Annotated in this window: 10 protein-coding genes; 2 read left to right on the top strand and 8 right to left on the bottom strand. The window is 46.3% G+C overall.

The window, feature by feature from the left end; translation table 11 throughout:
* Positions 1–4 precede the first annotated feature (4 nt).
* Positions 5–1,126 carry a cyclopropane fatty acyl phospholipid synthase gene (gene cfa, locus Cabys_RS06575; protein WP_006929461.1) on the top strand — a complete coding sequence of 374 codons (1,122 nt, stop codon included), beginning with the start codon at positions 5–7 and terminating at the stop codon, positions 1,124–1,126.
* Between the two features lie 509 nt (positions 1,127–1,635).
* Here cfa and Cabys_RS06570 read toward each other — a convergent pair.
* The 7 genes from Cabys_RS06570 to Cabys_RS06540 all read right to left on the bottom strand — a co-directional run bounded on the left by Cabys_RS06570 (position 1,636) and on the right by Cabys_RS06540 (position 12,345).
* The gene (locus Cabys_RS06570) at positions 1,636–2,829 is read right to left on the bottom strand and encodes an aminopeptidase (protein WP_006929460.1); all 1,194 of its coding nucleotides are present in this window, start codon (positions 2,827–2,829) and stop codon (positions 1,636–1,638) included.
* 67 nt (positions 2,830–2,896) lie between these two features.
* Positions 2,897–5,119 (bottom strand): ribonuclease R, encoded by a 2,223-nt coding sequence (gene rnr, locus Cabys_RS06565; RefSeq protein ID WP_006929459.1) that lies wholly within the window; start codon positions 5,117–5,119, stop codon positions 2,897–2,899.
* Positions 5,116–5,988: a peptide chain release factor N(5)-glutamine methyltransferase gene (gene prmC / locus Cabys_RS06560; protein WP_006929458.1), complete on the bottom strand. Its 873-nt coding sequence runs from the start codon at positions 5,986–5,988 to the stop codon at positions 5,116–5,118. Before prmC ends, rnr begins: the two co-directional genes overlap by 4 nt.
* A 377-nt stretch (positions 5,989–6,365) precedes the next feature.
* Complete coding sequence (locus Cabys_RS06555) at positions 6,366–6,908, bottom strand: hypothetical protein (RefSeq protein WP_006929457.1); 543 nt, start codon at positions 6,906–6,908, stop codon at positions 6,366–6,368.
* Between the two features lie 53 nt (positions 6,909–6,961).
* Positions 6,962–8,383, bottom strand: a complete 1,422-nt coding sequence (locus Cabys_RS06550) for a UTP--glucose-1-phosphate uridylyltransferase (protein WP_169833697.1) — start codon at positions 8,381–8,383, stop codon at positions 6,962–6,964.
* On the bottom strand, positions 8,361–10,580 hold the full coding sequence (locus tag Cabys_RS06545) for a SpoIIE family protein phosphatase (RefSeq protein ID WP_044281235.1): 2,220 nt from the start codon (positions 10,578–10,580) through the stop codon (positions 8,361–8,363). The genes Cabys_RS06550 and Cabys_RS06545 overlap by 23 nt, the downstream gene beginning before the upstream one ends.
* A 442-nt stretch (positions 10,581–11,022) precedes the next feature.
* A complete protein-coding gene (locus tag Cabys_RS06540) occupies positions 11,023–12,345 on the bottom strand; it encodes a glycerate kinase type-2 family protein (RefSeq protein ID WP_006929453.1) in 1,323 nt (440 codons plus the stop codon).
* A gap of 66 nt (positions 12,346–12,411) precedes the next feature.
* Between Cabys_RS06540 and Cabys_RS06535 the strand changes: the two genes are divergently transcribed.
* Positions 12,412–13,278 (top strand): DMT family transporter, encoded by an 867-nt coding sequence (locus Cabys_RS06535; protein WP_006929452.1) that lies wholly within the window; start codon positions 12,412–12,414, stop codon positions 13,276–13,278.
* 438 nt (positions 13,279–13,716) lie between these two features.
* On the opposite strand, the gene ppdK is transcribed toward Cabys_RS06535, so the two are convergent.
* Entirely contained in the window at positions 13,717–16,398 is a 2,682-nt protein-coding gene (gene ppdK / locus Cabys_RS06530; RefSeq protein ID WP_006929451.1) for a pyruvate, phosphate dikinase, read from the bottom strand.
* Positions 16,399–16,717 lie beyond the last annotated feature (319 nt).

Here is a 16,717-nt window from a genome sequence, read left to right as displayed (position 1 = left end):
TAAAATGCCCGTCGATTCTGCAGAAAAGACAGTTCGCCAACTACTGGAAGTGGCTGGCATCGCCGTAAATGGCAGTAATCCTTACGACATTCAGGTTCACAATCCCCGCTTTTACCAGCGTGTTTTAAGCGAAACCGCCCTCGGCCTGGGCGAATCGTACATGGACGGCTGGTGGGATTGCCAGGCGCTGGATCAATTTTTCGACCGCGTTCTGCGCGCCAGGCTTGATGAACAGGTTAAAGGAAACTGGAAAATTCAATGGCACGCTCTGCGCGCCAAGATATTCAATCTACAGGCAAAACGCCGCGCCTTTCAGGTAGGGAAAAAACATTACGACATTGGCAATGATCTTTACACGCGCATGCTGGACAAACGGCTGAATTACACCTGCGCTTACTGGAAAAATGCCCGTAATCTGGATGAGGCGCAGGAAGCTAAACTGGAATTGGTTTGCAAAAAACTGAATCTTAAACCAGGAATGGAAGTTCTGGAACTCGGCTGCGGCTGGGGATCTTTTGCTATTTACGCTGCGGAAAAATACGGGGTTAAAGTCACCGGCGTGACCGTTTCCAGAGAGCAGGTGGAACTGGGCAGGCAAATGGCAAAAGGCCTGCCGGTGGAATTGAAACTGATGGACTACCGCGATGTTCAGGGGCGGTACGACCGTGTGCTTTCCATCGGCATCATGGAACATGTGGGCTACAAAAATTACCGCACCTACATGGAAGTGGTCGATCGCACTTTAAAAGATGACGGTATTGCCTTTTTCCACACTATCGGCAGCAATGTCAGCACCACCACGGCCAACGCCTGGACGACCAAATACATTTTTCCCAATGGTATGCTGCCTTCCATTGCCCAGCTGGCCCGGGCCATGGAAGGACTTTTTGTGATGGAAGACTGGCACAACTTCGGCCCCCATTACGATAAAACGTTGATGGCCTGGTATGCTAATTTTGAAGCGGCCTGGCCGGAGTTGAAAGATAAATACGGCGAACGTTTTTACCGCATGTGGCGTTACTATTTGCTGAGCTCGGCGGGCGGCTTCAGAGCCAGGCAAACGCAACTGTGGCAGGTGGTTATGACCAAACCGGGACGCGAACAACCGGAATGCCGCTACGCGTGAGTGGATAATTGGTTGAATGGTGGAATGGTGGAATGGTGGAATGGTGGATTGGCGAAAAAATCCCGAAGGGAGGACATGATTATAGGGGGCTGTCCCAAAAGTCAAAGATAATGTATTTTTATAAATTTTTTCTTTCCCTCACCCCCTTTAATTCCCCCTCTCCCGATTTTCGGGAGAGGGGGGCAGGGGGTGAGGGCTAATGCAAGATTTACCATGAATTTAAATAAATATACATTTAATTTCGCTTTTGAGACACACCCTAACCAAAACGCACCTTCACATGAGCATCCGGGCAGGAATCAGGGGGAATGAGGGGGTGAGGGCTACACCAGAAAACACCGAACACCGTCTCATCCAACGCGTTCTAACCGTAATTAATAATTCGTAATCAAAAATTCATCCCATAACCATGCCGCTCTGGCAGAATCATTTTGGCCCGATCTCCCCCTGCACATGATAATTCGTAATCCTTAATTCGTAATTCCTCCCCCCGCCTTCGAATTCTTTCTTTATTTGGGCACCACCCAGATGTTGTCCTTAATTTCCAGTTTCACATCGTCCAGGTAAACCGCCTGTCCTGTGCCGCCAGGTCGAAAATCGGTTACAATGTCCACATGCTGCGCAGATTTGTTAGCAATGCCTTTTTTGTAAAATTCTTCCAACTGTTGTTTGGCAAATTCGGAATCTTCCTGATCAATAAAGCATTCGGGATAACTGGCGCCGATAGCAATGTGCAGCGTACCGCCAACCTTTTCTACAAACAGGGGATGTTTGAGCACTTCTTCAATGCCGTTGTTCATGCCTAAGGCCACTTCGCCCAGCCGGTGCGAACCTTCATCCGTTTCGATGATTTTTTGCAGGGTGTCAAAGCCTTCTTCGGCCGTATAATCTACAATACGTCCCTTTTCAAAGCGCAGATAAATGCCCCGAATGGTTACGCCAGAATAACTGACCGGCAAATCGACAAAAATCTCCCCTTCCACCGTATTGGCGTCCGGGCTGGTAAACACCTCACCATCCGGAAAGTTACGTTTTCCGGTACACTTAACAATATTACGATTGGCGATGCTCATGGTCAGTTCCAGTTCACGCTTCTCTTTCGGATGGCGTGTTACAATGCGCATGGTTTTGCTGCGACGCATTACCTGGTAAATGTCCTCTTCCAATTCGTCCAACAGCCGTGGATCGACCATTGAGGCATTAACCACCACTTCGGTAAAACGTTCGAGCGTCATCCCTTCCAGATCGGCAAAACCTTTGGTAGGATAAAGAGTCAGCACCCAGGGTTTGGCCAGACGGATGTTTTTAATGGGTTCGTCTTCCTGCATGATGGCGCGCGTCGTCTCTTCCGGGGTGTTGGAATACAACGACGGATCTTCAGCTCCTAACACTTCGATATACTTGGTCATGGCCCGGTAGCGTTCAATATGCCACTGCGGAACGCGCTTGATTTGCTCCAGAGTACCATAACGCGCCATGGTTGCGCTCCACACCTTGCCGCGGTCGTTGTCGGGGGGCACCAGGTTCACGTCCGGAATTCCGCCGGCTTTAATTACCTTTTCTTCCAGCACATAAATCAGGGGCCAGGTAATGGGCTCGCCTTTGATCATCACCACGTCGTCTTTGCTAATGCCGTCAAGGGAATACTCCAGTAAATAATCCGCCCATTTTTCTAACTTTTCACGAGGAATTTCAACACGCATAACCTGTCCTTTCCATTTTATCATTGAATGGTTAAATTTTCCGGCTGGCTGCCAGATTAATGCCTGATTATTTTCGTCTCTTTCCGCGCTTCCGTCTGGGCTGACGCGTCGTTTCATTCAGCAGATGGGTTCGGTGTTCGCTACGCCCGGGTTCATCGCTTAAATTTTCCAGCAAGCTAAAACGGGCTCGCCGACGCTCAAAATCCACCTCTTCCACGCGAATGCGCACCTCATCGCCCAGGCGAATGGTCGTTTCGGTATCGCGTCCAATCAAAGAAAAAGTCGGTTCATCATAGATGTAAAAATCATCGGTCATCGTCTCTACAGGCACAATGCCTTCCACAAAAATATCTTTTAGCTCCACGAACACCCCAAAGGCCTGCACGCCGGATACCAATCCTTCAAACTCATCACCAATGAATTTTTCGATGTACTCCAATTTTTTCAATTTAATCGATTCGCGTTCGGCTTCCATGGCCAACCGCTCCATTTTGGTGGCCTGGGTGGCAATTTTGTGCAGCGTCTTTTTCAAGCCTTTAACCTTGCCAATTTCGCCGTTTTGCGAATATTGCCTCAACAATCGATGCACTACCAGATCAGGGTAACGCCGGATGGGCGAGGTAAAGTGCGTGTAATCTTTAAAACCCAGACCAAAATGTCCGATGTTTTGTTCGGAATAAACCGCCTTCATCATGCTGCGCAGGGCCACCTCTTCGATGATCACCTCTTCTTTGGTGCCTTTGATCGAGGCAAGCAGATTTTGCAAATAGCGTGAGGTTACGCGCTTAACCGGTTTGAAAGGTACGCGCATGGCTGATAAAAAGTTGAAAAAACGATTCATCTTCTCTTCATCGGGCTTTTCATGCACGCGGTAGATAAAGGGCAAAGGCGCCTGTTTATTCGGACTGATCTTTTTAATATGCTGAGCCACGGTCTTATTGGCGATTAACATAAATTCTTCCACCAGGCGGTGACTATTCAACCGCTTTTGAGGAACAATCTCCACCGGTTTTCCTTTTTCATCTAAAACGAACTTAACCTCGGGCGTTTCAAAATCAATTCCACCCTCGGTAAACCGCTTATTCATTAAAATTTCCCTCAAGGCGTCCATTTGCTTTAGAATTTCCGCATAGGGATCGTCTGTCTTGCCGTCCAGAATATCCTGCACCTCTTCGTATGAAAACCGCCGATTGCTGTTGATGACCGATGGAGCAATTTTGTAATTGACCACCTCGCCCTTGCGGTTGATCTCCATAATGCACGAAAAAGTCAGGCGATCTTCATTGGGACGCAAACTGCACAACTGATTGGAAAGGCGTTCCGGCAGCATGGGCACCACGCGATCGACCATGTAAACGCTGGTTCCGCGCCGATAGGCTTCTTTGTCCAGGGCTGTATCGGGCTTAACATAATGGCTAACATCGGCAATGTGCACGCCCAGTTCAAAATTACCGTTGTCCAGCAGTTTCAAAGAGACCGCATCGTCAAAATCTTTGGCGTCATGCGGATCTATGGTAAAGCACACTTCGTTTCGTAAATCCAGTCGGCCTTTTAAATCGGCGGCCGTAATTTTTTCCGGCGCCTCACGCGCGTCTTTTTCCACGGCTTCCGGAAAGCGAATAGGCAAATTGAAAGAGTAGGCAATGGAAACAATATCAACGCCAGGCGTATCCTTATCGCCCAATATTTCTATAATTGTCCCCTCAGGATTGTGTTCATCTCGTTCCCAACGCTCAAATTTAACGATTACTTTTTGCCCGTCTTTGGCATCCAACGAGCGATCCGGTGCAACGATGATATCTCTGTAAACTTTGGGATCATCGGGCACCACATAACTGTAGTAAGGATTGCGGTGGTAGGTTCCTACAATAAATTCTCGAAATCTTTTTACCACGCGCCGGACAAATCCTTCAAAGCGTTTGCCGCGGCTGGCGGCGTACAACTGTACCTCCACGATGTCTCGATCAAAAGCCCGGTTCAGGTTGGGCTGCGCAACAAAGACTTCGAAATCTTCTTCTTCCACATATACAAAGCCAAAACCGGCGCGCGTGGTGCGCAATTCGCCTACATAACGCTGCATAACCTGTTTTAAGGTGTACTGATGTTTTTTTACATGAACAATTTTGCCCTCTTTAATCAGGCTTTGTAACGCGCTTTGAAAAAGATTGTACTCTTCTTTGCGTACGTTCAGGGCATGGCTGATATCCTTGCGGCTCAGCACCGCGCCCGGTGATTTTTTGAGTAGTTCTACTATCTTGTTTTTGAACTTGTTTGTTTTTTTTCTGGTCATTTTTCCACTCTGATTTTTAAAATTCTTTTAATATTATTTAAGTCTTCTATTACTTCGATTGCTCCTATTTTCGCCTGTTCAGCCAGATTAATAATTTTTTCCGGTTGTGAACCGCTCATTTCCAAAAACATATACGCTGGATGAATAATATTTTTTTGGATTAATTCAAAAAAGCGGCGATAAAAACTCAGGCCATCCGCCCGATCGGTTAGCGCCAATATGGGTTCATACTTTTGAACTTCATCGGGTAGCGTTTTTATTTCCTCAAAACGGATATATGGCGGATTTGACACCAAAATTTCAAATTTTGCTGGGATTTTCTCTGGCCATGCGTCCATAAGATCATGATTTACAGCGGTTACACGACCATTGAGCTGATTTAGTTCCCTGTTAATCTTAAAAATTTCAAGGGCTTCAAAAGAAAGATCCGTGGCAAAAACACGCGCTTCCTGCCAGTAATGCGCCAGGCTAAGCGCAATACAACCGCTGCCGGTTCCAATATCCACAATTGTGGGCTGCGATGCGAATTTATTTTTTAATTTAAGAACCTCTTCCACCAAAAGCTCGGTTTCTGGCCTGGGAATTAAAACGCCCGGTTTCACCGTAAATTTCAACCCCATAAACTCCGTCTCTTCCAGAATGTATTGCAACGGTTCATGTTTTGCCCGACGACGCACCAGTTCACGATAGGCGTTTAATTCTGCGACAGAGAGCGGACGCTCAAAAGCCAGATATAGATTAACGCGATCAAGCCCCAACACTTTGCCCAATAACAACTCGGCGTTTAGTCGCGGATTTTCGATGCCTTTTTCTTTTAGAAAGTCGCTTACGGTTTGCAGCAGTTCAATTACTTTCCATCTTTTTTCCATAAATATCTTCCGCTTTATTAAGCTATAAAAGTTGCCAACAAAATTCAAAAAAAGCAAAGAAATTTATTTATGAAGCTTTTTTTCATGGCAGGCAATACTTTTGGCGGAAGAAAAATCATTTTCAACTGCAAAGCTCGTTTCCATACGTTCCACCGACGAAGGACACGAAGCGTGATAAATCCTGCCCGTTAGCTGTGCCAACGAATCACGGCAGTGAACGAAAGCGGGACTACTCAAAGGACGGAATTACCGCTCTCTGAACAAAGTCGAAGCCTTGCCCTGAGCACAGTCTGAGTCGCTCCCTGAGCGGAGTCGAAGGGAGCGGAGTCGAAGGGAGCGGAGTCGAAGGGAGCGGCCGTGGAGACAGATTTTTCCGCTCAACCATTAATTATCTCGTAGCAGCGTTCAATTATTTTAAAGGATGGATAGTTGATGAGCAGGGAATACACACTGACCAGCCCGTAAACAAACAAAACGCGAACCTCGCCGGTGATGATAAATTCAATAAACCCCAGCAGGGTAATCAAATTAGCAATGGACCAGATGACCATGTAGTATCGACGCAGCAGAATAAGCGTTTTGGCCATAACGTCCGCCCGCTCGCCGAATTGGGCCATAAAATCGGCCAGATCAACATTGGTAATTTGCAAGTTTTTTTGCTTTGCTCTCCACACTAACTTTTTGGGATCCAGGTAGGTGCGCTTCATGTGGAATACAACGTACAGCAAAATCAGTGCAATGATTAAAACAATCGTTCCCAGGCTGTCTGCGCCGCTGGTTTGTCTGGGCGGGATGGAGCCCATATAGTAAAACAGATACCCCACAAGCAGGAGCATCGCCACACCGCCAAATATTGAAAACCACAATATACGATTGACGCGGTACAAATTGCGCACTTTTTGACGAAATTCTTCATCCATTGCCTATTTCCCTTTGATTTATCTGATGTCTTAAATGTAAAGGTCAGATTAATTCAATCCAAATAAATAGGCCCGTCAATCTCCGGGATTTTTTTCAAATTCTGCTTTAATTCCTGTTCATCCAGCGCAAAAAGCGGGCTGATTTCAATGGGATAAACAGGCAGGCCGTCACGCCGCGGTACTTTTACGCCGCACGCTTCCAGCCAGCGGGCGTAATTGCGCATCAAATCCTCACGCGCGGTTTGGGGGCTTTCGAAGCCTTCTTTGTTTTTTACGGCGCTGAATTCCCGGGAACGATCCACTTCAATGGTGCATACGCGGCTGGCATCGAGCAGGGCGTCAAATATAAAGGTTTCGAACTTGTAGCCATTTTTCGCTTCGGGAATCACCAGCTCCCCCTGTTCATTAAGGTAAGGAATCGATTTATGAGCAATGTGGAACGGCAGTTTAAAGCCATTCTTATTTTCCTCTTCAATAAACGGCACATCGATCACATGAATGGCAATGGAACCCGCCCAGAAAAGCAGATCGCCATTTTTATCGCGGGCGTACATGTGCTCTTCATCCAGATCGCTATATTCGACCACGCCGATTTTGCCGTCAATTTTACAAATGACGCCCACACGTTCTTCGGGACGAACTTTGCGCACCACCTTATTGGACATTTGCGCTTTTTGCAAAATATGGTGCCCTATAAAAGCCGGATCGCACATTTTTACCAGCACGTTGTCCACCTGAAAATAAAAGAGATACTGAATGTCCCGCGCCTTCATATCTTCTATCGCGCCGCTATCGTAAAGCGCTTTTAATACGCCGCCATGCCCGTTGGGGCTTTCGAAAATTTTATGCTTTTCAACCAGCAAAAACTTACCACGATGATCCACTGCCGGAATCATTTCCTGATTAAAAAAGAAAACATTGTCTTTACCAAGGTTAAAATAATCGTGTTTTTCGAAAAAATCGATGGTCGGCTGGTGATTGGTTTGGCTGGTCATAATGTACCAGGGCAGATCAACGCCGTATTTTAAGGACATGGCTTTTATCTTTTCGGCATGAAGCTGAAACAAGGTTTTGTTTTTCACCGGCGTTATGGGAAAACAACCTTTGGGGCCCTCAAAGCCCAGCCGCGATCCCTGACCGCCCGCCACCAGACAAACGCCCACCTTTCCTGCTCTTAAGGCCTCTTCACCGATGGGGATTGCCCGGGCGTCATAGGTTGCTCTTTCTTTTATAGAAATGACCGGCGCCGGCTCAAGCGTATGCTCAATTTTTTTAGCAGGATTTAAAGCGCGCTGAATTAGTTCTTCCATTTGTAACCAGTTAATACGACTCAATTGTTCAATCAAACTTTTTCGCTGACCGTCGTTTAACTCATCCCAGAATCTGAAAACATGGCCCTGCCCATGTTCAAAGCATCGATCGATAATTTTTTGCCAGGATTGATCGGGCGTTTTAAGCATGGTGGTTTGCTCCAATTTTGTCCAACACCAGAATGGTAACATCATCTTCGAATTCATCAGAACCGGTATAGCGGTGCAGGCTTTCCCGCGTTTGCTTGACAAACTCGTCCGCGCTTTGTTCTGCGTTCTCAATCATTAAATCTTTTAAACGATCCACGCCGTATTGTTCCTCTTTATCATTCATCGCTTCATTTAAACCATCGGTGTAAAGGAACAATCTGCTGTGGTCATTAATTTTGATCTCTTTTTGTTCGAAGTTTATTCCCATATCCAGTATGCCCAGCAAAAAGCCATTGGTGTCAAGCTCCTGGATTTGACGGGTCTTAAAATCATACAATAGCGGTCGGGGATGGCCAGCATTGGCAAAACGCAAAAGCATTTCCTGGCGATCCAGCACAACCAGGAATGCGCTGAAAAATTCTCCGCTCTGCAAAACGCCGCAAAAATCCCGGTTCATTTTTTCCAGCACCACGGCCGGATTCAAAATTTCGCTGCTGTACTTGTGCAGGGTCATTTTAAACATAGCCGAAAGCATGGCCGCCGCCACCCCATGCCCCGAAGCATCGGCAATCACCATGGCCGCGTATCGATCGTCAATAGTTATGACATCGTAAAAATCGCCACCTAATTGGCTGGACGGAACGTATAAAGCGGCGAAGCGTACGTCTTCAAAGGCCGGCAGCGTTTCGGGCAGTAAACTCTTTTGAAACTCACTGGCTTTTTGTAAATCGGTAATTAATTTTTTGTTCTGATCTTCAATGATCTTCTTTTGCTTCTCAACTTTGGTCAGCGCTTTTCTTAGCTCATTAGCCTGATGCTCTAACTGGATGTTCTGCTCTTTAATGCGATCGGTCAAATCGATTCGATCTTTGGCTATGCCCAGATATTCCGCAATCGCCTCCAGCATAAAATGGTCGGCTTCATCCAGAGAGATATTCTCGATGTTTTCGATATTTAATACGCCGAAAACGCGATCTTTAAAACGAATGGGAAAGGCAAACTCACTACGCGTCTCGTCAGAAATGCCCTCAGAAAAATAGGGCGACTTTGTCACGTCTTCCGCAATAAGCGCCTGGCCGGTCTGAAAAACACGCCCGATCACGCCTTTTTCAGGATCCAGTGCGCTGCCCACCGGAAACCGCTCCTGCACTTTTGCAATGTTGTAGCCGCTCATGGCCTTTAAAACCAGTTTGTCTTTTTGCGGTTCATGGAAAAAAATGGTCAGCTGTGAAGACTCAAAAAAAGTGCGCACGATTTTTTCGCTGACGAATTGGCTGATCTCCGCCAGATCGTTGCAACTGGCAATCTTCTTTCCGATCTCATTGATCGTCTGCAATTGAAGATAGCGTTTTTCGAGCAGTTGATCGCTTTTGACCTGATCGGTAACATCGTAAAAATTTTCAATAACCCCGATGGCGCGCTGCTGTTCATCCAGTAAAATTTTGGCGTTGCGGTTGATGTATCTTAAATCACCGTTTTTGGTGAGAATCTGCCCCACCACATCCTCGATGATAGAGATATTCCTATCGCGGGCAGGATTGATCAAAACATCCACCAACACCAGTACCTCTTTCAGGGGTTTCCCTTTTACATCGCTGGCCGAATAACCGGTAATTTTTTCTGCTGCCGAATTCCACTGAATGATCTTTCCTTCCAGGTCGTAAGTGACAATGGCCTGCGGAGAACTTTCCAGAATGTTTTGTAAGTACTCTTTGGTCTTGCGTACATCATTTAAAACCTTTTCCAGTTCCTGGGTGTAATTTTTAACCTGTTCTTTCAATTCGATGCGCCGGATTGACTTTTCCACCGTCAGTTTAAGCATCTCCAGGTCCACCGGTTTTAAAATAAAATCGGAAGCCCGATTGCGCAGCGCTTCTATGATGAAATGCGTATCACCGAAGGCCGTCAATACGATCACTTCGGTGTCCTCATCTTTCTCACGCACGGCTTTTAGAATATCAAGACCTGAAAGAACGGGCATTTTAAGATCGGTAATTAAAATGTGCGGTTTTTTCTGTCGATAAAGCTCCAGGCCCTCTGTCGCCGAATTGGCTTCGTAAACCAGATAGCCATAATGATTCAGGTATTGCCGAATCGTTCCCGTAACATCGGGCTCATCGTCAATAACCAGAATACTCTTGGCCTGTTCTGGCTTATCTTTTTTATTAGTTTCTTTTTCCAGAACTTGCAACCATCCCATAGGATTTAACATGCTCCTCGCTAAAAGTTGATTAAACGTTTTAAATCATTTAGTATAGTCGAATATTTCCCGAAAATATTGAGCCCACTTTTTAAGGATGCGTTTTTACCTTTGAGCTCGACATCTGCATTCGTAAAACAAGATTTTTGAAAAAATTATTAAACATGTCAACAAAAGGCAAGGGAAAACTCTCTATGTCATTGTAAATATTAGATTAATTACTCTAACCTCTTTGACGCCCCATCAAGCGTAAAATGACATGCTTGCAGAATCCCCCCTTTTTCGGGAATTATGCGACGTTTGTCTATCCTTTAAAGAGCCATTCGACCTTTTCTATGTTTGTTTTTATCCTCCTCATTTCTTTCTCCTGCCGGCTAAAGGCCGTTGCCCCAGCATCCGTAAAAGACGGGTGGCTGTGGTGCGGGACAGCTGCTTACCGCCTGTAGCAGTGCTGTTAAAAAAGTAAAATCATGATATCCATTACATTGGTGCCGGTTGGCCCTGTTTTAATCAATTGATCGAGCTTTGCAAAAAAATGATACGAATCATTTTTTTGTAGATAGGCTTCAATATCCAACTTTTTTGATCGCGCTTTTTGAAAGGAGCGGTGATCAATCCAGGCCCCGGCCGCATCGGTCGGCCCGTCCGTTCCATCGGTACCCACGCTGCAAAAATAAAACGGTCTTTCCACCTTTTGTAAATGCAATAGCATTTGTAATGCCATCTCCTGATTTCTTCCTCCCAGTCCGTTGCCCCTTAACGTTACCGTGGGTTCTCCTCCCAGCAAAATACAGCCCGGCGAACGCGTCAGCTCCTGTTCGCTAAAGTTGCGTTCAAAAATAGCGGCCAGCAATTTGGAGATTTCAGCCACCTCGCCCTGCGCCCGATCGGTGAGAATCAGCGCGTTAAAGCCAGACTGTTGTGCTGTTTCCCGCGCTTTTTTTAAGGCCAGTAAGTTATTTCCAAGAATAATATTGGAAACCTTTTTAAACACGGAGTTGTTTGCTTTTGGCGTTTCGGGGATCTGCCCTCCTTTTCCTCTTTCCAGGCGCTGTTGAATGCTATGGGGCAGTTTTTCAGACAGTCCATATTTTAACACGATCCTCCAGGCGCCTTCAAAGGTCGAATCATCCGGAGCGGTTGGCCCGGAAGCAATTCCTGCCAGAGGATCGCCAATCACGTCCGACAAAATCAGGCTTACCAGTTCGGCGGGGTAAATTTGTTTGGCCAGCTGCCCGCCTTTAACCAGACTGACGTGTTTGCGAACCGCATTGATCTCCTCAATATTGGCGCCGCAGCCTAACAGCAGTTGATTTAATTTTTGCAAATCTTTTAGCGTTACGCCATCGGGCAACTGTTCTAACAGGGCAGATCCGCCGCCGCTTAACAAAAAAATCACCAGGTCGTCTTTTTTAGCTGCCCGGGCCAGTTGCAACAATTGGTTCGTTGCCTCAAGAGTGTTTTCATCCGGCAACGGATGTCCGGCTTCCAGAATTTTGATCTTTTGCGTTGGCCGAGCATGTCCGTATTTTACAATGACCAGGCCGCCGCTAATGCGTTCTCCCAACAGCTTTTCAAGCGCCTGTGCCATGGCCGCAGAAGCCTTTCCTGCCCCTAACACGTAAATATGACGGTATTGTGTAAGGTTGCGTTTTACACGGCCGATCACCAGTTCGTTGTCTTTTAACTGACATTGCTCGATAATTAAATTAAACGGATCCACCGCCTGTAACGCGGCTGAGATCATCCGCTTAGCCACTTTGTTAAAATTTTCCATAAAAAAACTTGCTCCATAATCGCTTTCGTTTTAAATATAGAAAAATTAACGAATCGTGAAAAATTTATGTTAAACTATCTCATTCTTCTTTTCGGCGTTTTTGTGACCTCCTGGAGTTCGATTTTCATTCGCTGGATTGGCGATGTCCATCCGCTGGTAATCTCTTTTTATCGGCTGTTTTTCAGCGTTCTTGTGCTTTCTCCTTTTTTATTAAAAAGAATGAAAAGCGGCCGCCATCTTCCTTCGAATGTATTTTCAAAAAATACGCTTTTTCTGATTCTTTCAGGATTTTTTTTAGCCATGCATTTTTTTACCTGGATCCAGTCGCTGCAGTGGACAACGGTCGGGAATTCCATTTTTCTGGAAAGCACGCATCCGATTTTCGCCGTAATTCTGTCTTATTTTGTTCTCAAAGAAAAGAGCTCTCCTTTGATTATTGGCGGCATTGCTCTGGCCCTGCTGGGAATTTTTGTGATCGTTAACAGCGACATGGGCGCCCACCCTTTTGCGACTCTGGGTGATTTTTTAGCCATTATTTCTGCCTTTTGCCTGGCCGCCTATTTGCTGATCGCCCGTTTTTACAGACAAAAAATAGACCTTTTGCCTTATTTGGTTCTGGTTTATGCTGCCGCCGCTTTGTTCACCTTGCTGCTGATTTTATTTTTAAAAATCAACTTTTTGAACCTTGCGCTAAAAAGCTGGTTTTTTTTAGGACTGCTGGCGCTGGGGCCGAATTTAATCGGCCATTCGCTTTTGAACTGGGCTTCACGCAAGATGCCGGTTTATCTGGTAAATCTGGCCATGCAGGGCGAAGCCGTACTGGCCACCTTTTATGCCGCTCTTTTGTTGAATGAAATTCCGGGCGAACAATTTTACTTTGGCGCAGGGCTGATTCTGCTTGCCGTTAGTTTTATTTTTTTAAACAGAAGGTAGAAGTAAGGGAGGTGAAGTTTAGGAGTTTAGGAGTGCAAAAGTTTAAAAGTATAAACAAGAGTAAGAAGTGACTGGTGGAATGGTTTGATTTAAAAATCCCGAAGGGATGTCATGATTATAGCGAAACCGTTTCAACGGTTTACGCCAATGAACAACGGAACACCATTTTTCATAAACAGGCTCTTCCCTTCCAGCCGGAACGCCTACACCCCGGACATTGCTAGAAAAAATTACCCACCGGCAAACGTCCCTCACTCACAGACTTTTATTCAGGGAGTGTGGGAATTATGGGGTGTGGGCTACCCCGGCAAACACCGAACACCGTCTGCAAGGAAAATCCCTTTTCATCTACAAAACAAAACCGTCTTCCATAAAAAAACCACCTGCCCGTGATTTATCACCGAACAGGTGGTTCTAAGTTTTAAAACGGATTACCGTTTATTTTTTACGATTGCGAAGTTCGGCCTGAGCGGCAGCCAATCGTGCAATAGGCACACGATAGGGTGAGCAGCTCACATAATCCAGCCCCACACGGTGGCAAAAATCGATGGAGCGCGGATCGCCGCCGTGCTCACCGCAAATACCGACCTTCAGGTCAGGACGGGTGGACCGACCCTTTTTAACGCCCATTTCAACCAGCTGACCAACGCCTTCCTGATCTAACGTCTGGAACGGATCGTCTGGCAAAATACCTTTTTCTTCGTACTCTTTCAAGAACTTACCAGCATCGTCGCGGCTGTATCCGAAAGTCATTTGCGTAAGGTCGTTGGTGCCAAAAGAGAAGAAATCAGCGGCTTCGGCGACACGGTCTGCCGTCAGGGCGGCGCGCGGAATTTCAATCATGGTTCCCACCAGGTAATCGACCTTTACGCCCATTTCTTCCATTACCTTTTCGGCCGTTTCAACCACTACCTTTTTTTGATGTTCCAGTTCGGCTTTGGTGCCAATCAACGGAATCATAATTTCCGGAAACACCTTTATGCCTTCCTTGGTCAACTGACAGGCCGCTTCAATAATAGCCCGGGCCTGCATCTCCGTAATCTCCGGGTAGGTGATGCCCAAGCGACAGCCGCGATGGCCCAGCATAGGGTTAAACTCGGCAAGGGCTTCCACTTTGGCTTTTACTTCTTCCACACTGATGCCCATTTCTTCTGCCATCTCTTTTTGACTCGCTTCGTCATGCGGTAAAAATTCATGCAAAGGCGGATCAAGCGTACGCACGGTTACCGGCAAATCATGCATCACCTTAAAAATGCCGTAAAAATCATCGCGCTGGTAGGGCAGTAATTTTTCAAGCGCTTTACGGCGACCGGCTTCATCTTCGGCCAGGATCATTTCGCGAACGGCTTTAATACGATCGCCTTCAAAGAACATGTGCTCTGTGCGACACAGGCCAATACCCTCGGCTCCAAAATTACGCGCCACTTCAGAATCATGCGGCGTGTCGGCGTTGGTGCGAATTTTTAATTTGCGGATTTCATCGGCCCAGCTCATCAATTTCCCAAAGTTACCGGAAAGCTTGGGCTCAACTGTGGGCACTTTCCCTTCAATCACTTCGCCTTTGCTGCCATCCAGAGAAATCCAATCTCCTTCTTTGTAAACCGCGCCATCTACGGTCATGGTCTTCTTTTTGTAATCAATTTCCAGTGCGCTACAACCGGCAACGCAACATTTACCCATGCCGCGAGCAACCACCGCCGCATGCGATGTCATTCCGCCGCGAGCCGTTAAAATGCCCTGCGCCACGTTCATGCCGCCAATATCTTCCGGCGACGTCTCAATTCGCACCAGAATAACCTTTTCGCCTTTCTCGGCCCATTCTTCAGCGTCCTCAGCATGAAAAACAATTCTACCGGTGGCTGCGCCCGGCGATGCCGGCAGCCCCTTGGCAATCACTTTCTTTTCCGCCTTGGGATCAAAGGTCGGGTGCAGCAATTGATCCAGCTGTTCCGGCTCAACACGCATTACCGCTGTTTCTTTGTCGATCAACCCTTCTTCTACCATATCAACGGCGATGCGTACGGCAGCTTCCGCCGTGCGTTTACCGGCGCGCGTCTGCAGCATCCACAAACGGCCGTTTTGAATGGTAAATTCAATATCCTGCATGTCTTTGTAGTGCGCTTCTAATTTATCCCTGATCTCTTCCAGCTGTTTGTAGGCTTCGGGCATAATTTCTTCCAGAGTCGTCTGATCAGGATCGGTTTTAGTCGTTTTATTCAAAGGTTGCGGCGTACGAATGCCTGCCACCACGTCTTCGCCCTGGGCATTGACCAGATATTCGCCGTAAAAGATTTTTTCTCCGGTGGCCGGATCGCGCGTAAAAGCAACGCCCGTGGCACAATCATCGCCCATATTGCCAAAAACCATGGCCTGAACATTAACAGCCGTTCCCCAGTTGGAAGGAATATTGTTGAGCTTCCGATAGGTGATAGCGCGCGGATTGTTCCATGAGCCAAACACAGCGCGAATGGCGCCCCACAATTGATCCCATGGATCGGTCGGGAAATCTTTGCCCGTACGCTTTTTGATTTCTTCCTTAAAAAGTTTTACTAATCTCTTAAGATCTTCAGCGTCCAGCTCAGTGTCCAGTTCAACGCCTTTTTCCTTTTTCACTTTTTCGATGATCACTTCAAACGGATCTTCCTCTTCTTTCGACTCCGGCTTTAAACCCATTACAACATCGCCGTACATCTGAACAAAACGGCGATAGGAATCCCAACCAAAGCGCTCGTTATTAGATTTTTTAATGATTCCCAGCACCGTTTCATCATTCAAACCCAGGTTTAGAACCGTATCCATCATACCAGGCATGGAAGCCGGCGCTCCGGAACGCACCGAAACCAATAGAGGATTTTCGGCATCTCCAAACTTGGCGCCCATAATCTCTTCAATATGATGAACGCCTGCTAAAACCTGTTCTTCAACTTCTTTCGGAAACTGACCCTTGTTTTCATCATATATATGGCAGACTTCTGTGGAAATGGTAAATCCTGGCGGAACCGGAATACCTAAATTCGACATTTCAGCTAAATTTGCTCCCTTTCCACCAAGGAGCAGTTTCATATCCTTATTACCTTCTGCTTTTCCGGCACCGAACGTGTAAACGTATTTATGCGCCATTTTACTACCTCCATCTTTAATTATGTATAAACGATCAAAATTGTGCAAATTTTAGCAAATTAATTTAAATAAAGAGCCTTATAGAGTCAAGAAAATCGAATGATATTCTGATTGTCCCCCATTTTTTAAGATTACAATGTTTTTTCTAATTCCATTTTTACAACTCACCACCCTAATCTCATATTTACGAACACGTTAGTCAGACTTTTGTCCCCATGATATATTGAAACGAAGATGGGCTTTAAACGCCCATTCCCTCCTTTTACCACCATCGCTTTGATGAAACCGGTTTGTTTAATAAATGTTCATTTTTAATATA

The organism is Caldithrix abyssi DSM 13497, assembly GCF_001886815.1.
GTDB lineage: Bacteria > Calditrichota > Calditrichia > Calditrichales > Calditrichaceae > Caldithrix > Caldithrix abyssi.
The sequence above is the reverse complement of the archived record's forward strand: the minus strand, read 5'-3'. Positions and strand labels throughout refer to the sequence as shown.